The organism is Streptomyces sp. NPDC006296, from assembly GCF_040613235.1.
GTDB lineage: Bacteria > Actinomycetota > Actinomycetes > Streptomycetales > Streptomycetaceae > Streptomyces.
Genome location: NZ_JBEXRT010000035.1, coordinates 41,627 through 50,781 on the forward strand (window position 1 = coordinate 41,627; position 9,155 = coordinate 50,781).

Sequence of the window (9,155 nt, forward strand, 5' to 3'; positions counted from 1 at the left end):
TCCTGCTGATCGGTGAGCCGGTGTACGGAGTGGCGGGACGCTCAGGCCAGGTAGTCCTCGGCGCCGCCGGTGCGCACCGTGTCGAGGGTGAAGCAGTGGAAGCCGCCGCCGAAGAGGCGCCGGTGCCGGTGCCGGACGGGGACCACGGTGAAGCCGTGCTTCTCCAGGGTGGCCACGAGGGTCGTGCAGGCGTCGTTGACCATGACGGTGTTCTCGTCGACGGAGAGCACGTTGAGGTCGATGTAGGGGCTGGCGGGGATCGGGTCGTCGTTCTCGTACTGCGGGTAGTCGTCGACGCCGGGCGGGGGCGGGATCACGACGTCCCAGCCGCGCAGGGCCTCGGGGAGGTAGTCGACGACGCCCGGGTCGCGCAGCAGCAGGGTGCCGGGGCGCAGCGGGACGACGACGGAGTCGATGTGGCTCTGGGTCAGCCGGTCCATGCGGTGCACGCGGAACCGGCCGTCGAGGTGGCGGCGCAGCCAGTCGAGGGCCAGGACGTGGTTGGCGTTGGAGACGTTGACGATCAGGTCGCGGCCGAGCCTGAGGCAGTTGGCCGCGTCGATCATCGGCTCCGGGCCCACGTCGAGGGGCGAGGCCTCCGGGTCGAGGGGGACCTCGATGTTCGGGGCCGCGTGGGCGACGTTGGCGGGGTCGAAGGAGTGGTCGGTCATCATCGGGCGCGGCATGGTCGTCCAGCGGGCGCCGTTGCGGAAGTACTCCAGGAAGACCGGCTTGAGGAACTGCGTCTCGAAGTAGCGGTCGTGCAGCATGGGCGGGGTCTCGATGATCTCGTCGCCCATGATCAGGGTGTTGTCGCGCAGGTTCAGCGGCGGTGTGACCGTGGCCTCGAAGGCGGGGGTGGCGACCCGGGTCGTCCCCCGGGGCGGCTGCAGGGGCCGGTGCACCGTGACGCCGAGCGCGGTGAGCTGTGCGGCGATGCCTTCGACGTCCTCGACGAGCTCGCCGAGGAAGTGCTCCTTCTGCGCGAGGCGGTGGGGCGTGTTGCGGTTGCGGCGTTCCTCCCCGTCGCGCCAGGTGGAGAGGGAGGGGTAGTAGCCGCGGGCCCCGGAGAGGTTGTCGCTGATGAACATGTCGAACGACATGTCGCGCACCCGGTCGAGATAGCCGTCCGCCGAGCCGAGGACGACCTCCTTCAGGGGGGTGAAGTCGTCGTAACTGTTCAGGCGCATCGGCGGGAGCCTTTCGTGGGGCGTTGGGGGGTGACGGCCCGGGTGCGGTGACCGCGCGTCATCCTGCGGCCTCCTGGGCGAGGAAGGCCGCGAGGCGCCGGACGCCGGTCTCGATCCGGTCGGGCTCCAGGTAGCTGCACGAGAGCCGGATCTGCCGGTCTCCGCGGTCGGTGAGGGAGAACTGCCGCATCGGTGCCCACAGCACGCCGTACCGGGACGCCGAGACCTCCAGGAGGGCGTCGTCGGCGGGTACGGGCAGCTCGACGCGGACGAAGAAGCCGCCGGCCGGCCGGTGCCAGGAGACCCCGGGCGGCATGCCGTCGGCCAGGTGCCGGTCCAGCGCGTCGGTCAGCCGGGCGAGGCTGTCCCGGTAGCGTGCGGCCTTGCGGCGGGCCAGTGCCCGCAGGGAGCCGCCGTGTTCGAGGAGCAGACCGCCGACGACGGCCTGGGACAGCGGCGGGGTGTTGATGGTGACCATGGTCTTGAGTTCGGCGAGTTCCCGGGCGAGCGACCGTTCGCCGTCGCGGTGGCCGACACGCTGGTCGGCGACGGCGTAGCCGACCCGGGCGCCGGGGAACCCGACCTTGGCGAAGGTGCCGAGGTGGACGACGCGGCGTCGGGTGTCCAGGGCCTTGAGGCCGGGCAGGGCGTCGTCCTCGGCGGCGGTGAAGCCGTAGGTGTTGTCCTCGACGAGGAGCAGGTCCTCGCGCTCGGCGAGGTCGAGCAGGGCGTGCCGTGCGGCGAGCGGCATGCGGGCGCCGCCGGGGTTGGAGAAGTCGGGGGCGACGTAGCAGGCGCGGATCCGGCGGCCTTCGGCGCGGGCCTGCCGGCAGCGGGCGGCGAGGTGGACGGCGTCGAGTCCGGACGGGCCCTCGCGGACGTCGGCCACGGGGATGTCGAGGAGCCGTGCGGCCCCGACGATGCCGGGGTAGCACGGGTCGGCCACGGCGAGCAGGTCGCCGGTGTCCCGGTACAGCGCCCGCAGGGTGAGCAGCATGGCCTCCTGGGCGCCCACGGTGATCACGACGTCGTCCGGTGCGGCGTCGATGCCCTGGTCGGTGCGCAGGGCGTCGGTCACCAGGTCGTTGATGAGGCCCTGGGCGGGTCCGTACGCGTAGAGCGTGCGCTCGGCCCGGGCCGGGTCGAAGCCCCGGGCGGTGCGCAGGTGGGTGAGGAAGCGCTCGGTCAGGGCGTGCGGGTCCAGGCCCTGGACGAAGTCGGGGTGCGGCGCGCCGGGGGCGAAGGAGATGGCGTCGGGGTGGCGGTCCATCACCTCGTTGAGGAAGCTGATGGCGCCGAGCACCGGGTCCTGGAGGGAGCCGTGCAGGTCGGCCGCGTAGAGGTCGGGGGCGTCGTTCATGTGCGGCTCCCCCGGGCGGCGCGCCGCCGTTCGCGCTCCTGCCAGCGGCGTTCGACCTTGTCGAGGACGTCGGGGGCGTAGGCGCGTTCCGCCTGGGCGAGGGCGAACTCGGCGAGGTAGGCGCGGAAGTGGTCGAGGGGTTCCTCGGCGAGGGCGAGCATGCGCCGGTTGGCGGGGACCGCGGGTGCGGAGAGGGCCGCCACGGCGCGTTCCACGGCTTCGTCCATGCGGTCGGCGGGCACGACCTCGTCGAAGACGGTGGCGGCCTCGGGGTCGGTGGTGGCGATCCGGCGTCCGCCGAGCACGACCTGCCGGGCGAGGCGCGCTCCGGTCTGGCGGGTGAGCCGGAGGTTGCCGGCACCGGGCACGATGCCCTCCTCGGCGGCGGGCAGGCCGGCGTAGGCGCCCTCCTCGGCGATGACGTGGTCGAGGGCGAGCAGGAGTTGCATGCCGCCGCCGATGGCGAAGGTGTCGACGGCGCCGATCCACGGCTTGGTGACGCCGCGTTCGCCGCCGGCGCCGGGGGCCGGGTCGGTCAGCAGGCCGTGGAGGAGCTTGTTGACGTAGCCGAGTTCGCGGCCGAGGAGGAAGCCGACCAGCGGGATCCGGCCGTCGCGCAGGTCGGTGAGGTCGACGCCGGCGCTGAAGACGCGGCGCCCCCGGTGTGCGGGGTGGTCGGTGACGCCGCCGCGCAGGACGCCGACGCGGACCGTGTCGTCGAGCAGGACGAGGTCGACGGCGGTGTCGAGGTCGGTGATGAGCCGGGTGTTCTCGGCGTTGAGCCGGCGGGGGTTGCGGAACTCGACGTGGGCGGCGGTGCCGCGGCGTTCGACGTGGACGGTGTCGAGGGCGACGCGGCCGTCCGCGCGGAAGCCGTCCAGGAGTTCCAGGGCGCGCGGGACGGGTCGGAGCATCGTCTCCACGAGGTGCGGGCCGGCGACGGGTGAGCGCAGCACGGCGCCGCAGAAGCGGCCCTGGTCGATCTCCCGGCCTTCCTTCTCGGCCTGGACGTGGCGGCGTTCGGCGGCCATCTGTTCGCGGGTGGGGACCAGTCCGGGTACCAGGTCCGCGGCGGCGTCCACCAGTTCCGGCAGGCGCGGGCGGCGGGTCAGCCCGTCGGTGAGCAGGCCGTAGACGGTGTCGGTGTGCCGGGCGAGGAAGTCCCGCCGTACGCCGCGCACGTCGGCGTGCGCGGTCGCGGCGCGGGTCCGCTCGTCCGGGGATCTGGCCGGGACCGGCGGGAGGGCGGCGAGGACCCGTTCGGCGGCGGCGGCGTGCTCCGCGAGGCGGCGGGCGTCGTGGTCGAAGCGGCTGCCGGGGGCGCGGGGCGGGGCTTCGGGGTGTGCCGGGGCGGGTGCCCCGGTGGACGGGCGGGTGGTCATCGGGCCGCCTCCGGGTGTTCCGGGCCGCTGTCGGAGAGGCGTCTCAGCTCGCGGTCGCAGGCTGCCAGGTGGACGCCGAGCGCGTCGTCGTACTCGGCGGAGGCGGCCTCCTCCAGGAGCCGCCGCCGGATGCGGGTCTCCCGGTCGGAGAGCCTGCCGCGCAGCACGGCCGCGGTGTGGACGGCCTCGGTGAGGTCCTCGCTGACCTGGTCGACGATGCCGAGTTCCGTGGCGTCGTGGAGTTCGATGGCCGAGTCCCACAGCACGATGCGGCGGGCGCGGGCCAGCCCGATGTGCTGCACGAGCCGGTAGAGGGTCATGCCGGGCCAGAAGTGCCCCGCGTTGACCGGCAGCAGCAGGCTGAGGCCGGGGCCCGCGATCCGGTAGTCCGCGGCGAGCAGCAGGTCGAGCACCGGTCCGCCGCACGTGCCCTCGACGGCGGCGATGATGACGTGGTCGAGCTGCTCCATCCGGCGCAGGGCCCGCTCCCAGCGCTTGACCTCCTGGATGGACACCGCGCCGGGCCACTCCCGGGGCTGGAGCGGTGCCGGGGTGAACCGCAGCACCACGACCGCCCGTTCGCGCAGTCCCCCGGCCTGTTCGCAGACCTCGTCCAGGGCCGCGGTCAGCGCGGGCAGCGGGCTGCCGCCGTCCAGCCGGACCAGGATGCCCAGTTCCTCGGGCAGTCCCGTCCGGTCGGGTCCGGTCTTCACGGTCGCACCAGCTCCTTTCCTCACCAGCGCACCAGGGCCGTCTCGATGGTCGAGCCCGGCCCCATCGTCATCAGGACTCCGAGGTCGCCCGCCACGGCTGACCTCTCGTCGCGCAACCGCTCGTAGGAGAACAGGAACGATCCGCTGGAGAGGTTGCCGTGGTCGCGCAGCACCCCGGTGGTGTGCCGCACGTCGTGCCGGGACAGTTCGAGGTTCACCCGGATCGCGTCGATGACCTTCTTGCCGCCGGAGTGCACCACCCAGTGGGCGATGTCCCCGGTGCGCAGTCCGGTGCCGTCGAGGAGGCGGGAGACCGCGGTCTCGGCGTGGGCGCCGACGACGTAGGGCACGTCGGCGTCGAGGTAGAAGCTGAATTTGCCGTGCACGTCGTCCCAGTCGTAGCGCATCGCGGCGACGGCCTCGGGGATGATGTGGCTGGTGAATCTCAGCAGCTCGGGACCGGACGGCGGCGCTCCGTCGCCGGGGTCGGCGGGGGCCCGGACGGCGACGGCGGCCGAGCCGTCCCCGAAGAGGCTGTTGACCACCGAGGAGCGCATGGTGCCGTCGAAGACGTAGGCGGCGGAGCAGGCCTCGACGCAGACCATGAGGGCGAGTTCGCCGGGGTGGCCGCCGGCCCAGCCCGCGACGGCGTTGAGGGCGTTGAGCCCGGCGTTGCACCCCATCCCGACGACGTCGAGGCGCTGGCAGGAGGGGTGGATGCCGAGGTCCCTGATGAGCAGCGCGGACAGGCCGGGGGTGAGCAGTCCGGTGGAGGTGACGCAGCACAGGTAGCGGATGTCGGCGAGCTCCGCGCCGGCGTCGGCCAGGCAGCGTTCGACGGCGTCGCGGCCCATCCGCAGCCCGGTCTCGGTGTGTTTGCGCAGCAGGTCGCCCTGGGACTCCTGGACCGGTTTCCCGTCGGGGCCGATCGGGGGCAGGCTCAGGTTGCGGCGCTCGATGTTGCCGCCGAGGAAGACGGAGCGGATGCGCCGGTCGGTGATGCCGAAGGTGTCGAGGACCTCCCGCTGGGTGTACGAGACGGGCGGCACCGCGGTGCCGACCCCGACCAGTCCCGGGGTGCCGGCGGCTGTCCGCTCCGGCGGGCGCCCGGGGGCCCGGTCGGCCGGCTGCTGGGTTCCGCGCACGTCTTCCTCCGTGGGGCGCGTGGTGGGGTGGCGGTGGCCGAGGGGGTCCGGGGCACCGCACAGCTGCTCGGCGTCGTCCTGGGACGGCGCCGTCGTGGCCGGGCGGGCCCGGCCGGGCGGCTCGTTCAGTAGCCGACCTTGGCGTTGATGCGGCGCGGGTAGTACCGCTCGTCGCCGTTGCGCCGGTACTCGGGCCGGCGCGGGGTGTCGCTCGACGGCAGGTCACCGTTGACGGTGACGCGCTGGCCGCGGCGGTGTTCCTGGTAGTCGTTGATGGCGATGTGCTGGGTGACGCGGTTGTCCCAGAGGGCGACGGTGTGCGGGTCCCAGCGGTGCCGGAGGGTGAAGGCCGGCTGCTCGGAGTGCTCGAACAGGTGCTGCAGGACGGTGTCGCTCTCCTGCCGGGTGAGCTGCGGGATGTGCGAGGTCCACATCCGGGTGACGTAGAGCGACTTGCGTCCGGTGACCGGGTGGACGCGCACGACGGGGTGTTCGGCGGACATCTCGACGACCGGCGGGATCTTCAGGACGTGGACGGCGGTGAGCCCGTCGAGCATCGCGCGAAAGGGCTCGGAGAGCGTCTCGTACGCCCGGTACTGGTTGCTCCACATGGTGTCGCCGCCGGCGGAGGGGGTGTCGATGAGGTGCAGGATCGACGCGATCGGCGGGCTGGGGCTGAAGCTGACGTCGATGTGCCACTCGTCGGCCTTGCCGCCCTTGTCGGGCTGGATCACCGTGATCTCGGGGTGGCCTTCGAGCTTGGGCAGGAAGGGGTGGACCTCGACCTCGCCGAGGCGCCGGCCGAACGCCACGTGTCCCTCGGGGGTCAGGTTCTGCTGGTCCGGGAAGAACAGCACGAGGTGTTCGAGCATCAGCTCGTGGACGCGGTCGAACTGGGCGTCGGTGAGGGCGTCGAGGTCGATCCCGCGGACCTCGGCGCCGAGGGCGCCGGAGACGCGGCGGACGTCGATGCCGTCGGCGGGCGGGGTGGCGGGGGCGGCCTGCGGTGCTGCGGACGTGGTCACAGCGGGGTCTCCTTCGAGGGGCGGGGGGGCGGGGCGGCGCGTCGGCGGGCAGCCGTGCGGGGGCGGGGGCCCTGCGTCGGCGGGGGTCAGGGGCGGGCGCCCGCCGTTCCGCCGTGCAGCCAGTCCAGGAACTGCGCGGGGGCGAGGGCGCCGACCCGCTCGTGGTAGGCGTCGAGGTCCGCCTCGGTGAGGACGTCGCGGGCGCCCCCGGAGCGTCCGGCCCGGAAGAACTTCACGGGGTCGGTGAGGATCTCCTTGTCCGGCGCCAGCCGGGCGGCCCGGCCCTTCATCTCGTCGAAGGTCGCCGCCCGTACCAGGTCCGGCATGACGGCCTCGTCCACGGTGATGCCCAGCCACTCGGCCAGCGCCGACATCTGGCCGGCGAGGTCGGTGCGCAGGTCGTCGTAGTGCATCAGCCGGACGTTCGGCTCCGCGCGCCGGTTCCAGGCGTCGAGCGGGTGGTGGAGCTCGGCGGCGGCCACGTCCTGTTCCCAGGCGTCCGACGCGCCGGCGCGGCACCAGTTGAGCAGGTACTCGCGGGGCGGCGGCAGGGTGAGGGAGGCCGGTCCCTCGTACTCGCCGGAGTCCTCGCTGTTGAAGGCGTGCAGCCACTCGGCGCGGACGTTGGAGGCCTGGTGGTACATCGACAGGGCCCGGTCGAGCGGGTGCCGGGCGACGACGAGGTAGCTGACGCGCGGATCGAGCGGGAGTCCGTCGAGCGGGACGTGCGTCTTCAGGACACGCCGGTGCTCCTGCGCCGCGAGCTGCGCGTACATCTGGTCCTGCGGGGTGAAGAGCTGGTCCAGCCACGGCGACAGGGTCGACAGCGGTGCGGGGAGTTCGGGGGTCCGGAAGACGAGCAGCGCGCACATCATCTGCACCCAGGTGGTGCCGGACTTCGCCGGGCTGCTGACGACGATGTCGCCCTCGCGCAGCGGGAAGTCGTCCCAGCGGGCGCTGTCCTGTTGCGGTGACTTGTACCGGCGCGGCACGGGGTTCAGAGTCTGTTCAGCCATGGCGACATCCCTCACAGGGGAACGGAGAGGCAGCGGGTCCGGTCACAATCTGCCGTGGCGGTCCGCGCACGGCATCCACGTTCGCCACAGTTACGCGTCCCAGGTGACCGGGAGGCTCTTCACGCCGTAGACGTCCGCGATCTCCGCCTCGGGGCGCAGGGCGATCTCCTCGGCGGGCACGGCGAGGCGGAGGGTGGGGAAGCGGTTCACCAGGGCGGGGAACGCCACCTTCATCTGGACGCGGGCCAGCTGCTGGCCCAGGCACTGGTGGATGCCGTGTCCGAAGGCGATGTGGGCACCCTCCTGGCGTCGCAGGTCGAGCACATGGGGGTCGGTGAAGCGGTCGGGGTCGCGGTTGGCGGTGTTGTAGGACAGGATCAGCGAGGTCCCGGCCCTGACGGTGCGGCCGCCGAGTTCCACGTCCTCCAGGGCCGTGCGCATGAAGGTCTTGCCGACGCTCAGGTAGCGCAGCAGTTCCTCGACGGCCCGGTCGGCGAGTGCGGGGTCGGCGCGCAGGGCGGCGAACTGCTCGGGGTGGCGCAGCAGCGCGAAGGTCCCGAGACCGATCATGTGCATCGTGGTGTCGAGTCCGGCGGCGAGCAGGAAGAGCGACATGCCGACCAGTTCCTCGTCGGTGAGGTCGCTGTCGGTGAGCTCGCTGAGCACGTCGTCGGTGGGGCGGGTGCGTTTGGCTGCCACCAGTGCGCCGAGGTGGGTGCGGGTCGCGTGGTAGGCGGCGATGAGGTCGTCGCGGTCGGACTCCAGATCGCGGAAGGCGTCGACCTGTTCCTGGAAGGCGGCGCGTTCGTCGTGCGGGACCCCCAGCAGTTCGCAGATGGTGACGGCGGGGATGGGTTTGGCGTACGCGGTCACCAGGTCGGTGGGACCGCCGGCCCGTTCCATGGCGTCCAGGTGTTCGGCGGTGATCTCCTCGACGCGTTCGGTGAGCAGCCGCATGCGCCGCACGGTGAACTTGCCCATCAGCGGCTTGCGGTAGCGGCCGTGGCGGGGTTCGTCCATGAAGAGGAACTCGCCCGGGGGCGCCGGTTCGAGCTCGACGTCGCCGTGGTCGACGGTCGGGTGGCGCAGGAGCTCCCACCGTGAGCTGAACCGCCGGTCGGCCAGCACCGACCTGACGAGGTCGTATCCGGTGACCAGCCAGCCGTCCACGCCGCCGGGGAAGACGTAGCGGCTGATGGGGCCGTGCCGGCGGGCTTCGAGCAGTTCGGCCGGCGGGTCGAAGGGCCGGTCGGGCCGGCGCTGCGTCGGCATGGTGGTGACGGTGTACAGGGGGTCGCCCACGGCCATCCTCGTCTCGCAGTGG

Annotated in this window: 8 protein-coding genes; all 8 read right to left on the bottom strand. The window is 72.9% G+C overall.

What is annotated here, in order from left to right; genetic code table 11:
* Window positions 1-41: 41 nt before the first annotated feature.
* Complete coding sequence (locus ABZ172_RS22810) at window positions 42-1,190, bottom strand: glycine amidinotransferase (protein ID WP_356885806.1); 1,149 nt, start codon at window positions 1,188-1,190, stop codon at window positions 42-44.
* A gap of 58 nt (window positions 1,191-1,248) precedes the next feature.
* Window positions 1,249-2,550 (bottom strand): PLP-dependent aminotransferase family protein, encoded by a 1,302-nt coding sequence (locus tag ABZ172_RS22815; protein ID WP_356885808.1) that lies wholly within the window; start codon window positions 2,548-2,550, stop codon window positions 1,249-1,251.
* On the bottom strand, window positions 2,547-3,932 hold the full coding sequence (gene dpgC / locus ABZ172_RS22820; RefSeq protein ID WP_356885810.1) for a (3,5-dihydroxyphenyl)acetyl-CoA 1,2-dioxygenase DpgC: 1,386 nt from the start codon (window positions 3,930-3,932) through the stop codon (window positions 2,547-2,549). The genes ABZ172_RS22815 and dpgC overlap by 4 nt, the downstream gene beginning before the upstream one ends.
* A complete protein-coding gene (dpgB, locus tag ABZ172_RS22825; protein ID WP_356885812.1) occupies window positions 3,929-4,645 on the bottom strand; it encodes an enoyl-CoA-hydratase DpgB in 717 nt (238 codons plus the stop codon). Before dpgB ends, dpgC begins: the two co-directional genes overlap by 4 nt.
* 20 nt (window positions 4,646-4,665) lie before the next feature.
* The gene (gene dpgA, locus ABZ172_RS22830; protein WP_356885832.1) at window positions 4,666-5,715 is read right to left on the bottom strand and encodes a 3,5-dihydroxyphenylacetyl-CoA synthase DpgA; all 1,050 of its coding nucleotides are present in this window, start codon (window positions 5,713-5,715) and stop codon (window positions 4,666-4,668) included.
* A 200-nt stretch (window positions 5,716-5,915) separates the two neighbouring features.
* Window positions 5,916-6,815, bottom strand: a complete 900-nt coding sequence (locus ABZ172_RS22835) for a TauD/TfdA family dioxygenase (RefSeq protein ID WP_356885814.1) — start codon at window positions 6,813-6,815, stop codon at window positions 5,916-5,918.
* Window positions 6,816-6,901: 86 nt separating this feature from the next.
* Complete coding sequence (locus ABZ172_RS22840) at window positions 6,902-7,831, bottom strand: sulfotransferase domain-containing protein (RefSeq protein ID WP_356885816.1); 930 nt, start codon at window positions 7,829-7,831, stop codon at window positions 6,902-6,904.
* Between the two features lie 90 nt (window positions 7,832-7,921).
* Window positions 7,922-9,133: a cytochrome P450 gene (locus ABZ172_RS22845; protein ID WP_356885818.1), complete on the bottom strand. Its 1,212-nt coding sequence runs from the start codon at window positions 9,131-9,133 to the stop codon at window positions 7,922-7,924.
* Between the last annotated feature and the right edge of the window lie 22 nt (window positions 9,134-9,155).

Excerpts from the sequence above, each read along its gene's own strand:
- ABZ172_RS22810 (WP_356885806.1), bottom strand. The coding sequence starts at position 1,190 with ATGCGCCTGAACAGTTACGACGACTTCACCCCCCTGAAGGAGGTCGTC.
- ABZ172_RS22815 (WP_356885808.1), bottom strand. The coding sequence starts at position 2,550 with ATGAACGACGCCCCCGACCTCTACGCGGCCGACCTGCACGGCTCCCTC.
- dpgC (WP_356885810.1), bottom strand. The coding sequence starts at position 3,932 with ATGACCACCCGCCCGTCCACCGGGGCACCCGCCCCGGCACACCCCGAA.
- ABZ172_RS22840 (WP_356885816.1), bottom strand. The coding sequence starts at position 7,831 with ATGGCTGAACAGACTCTGAACCCCGTGCCGCGCCGGTACAAGTCACCG.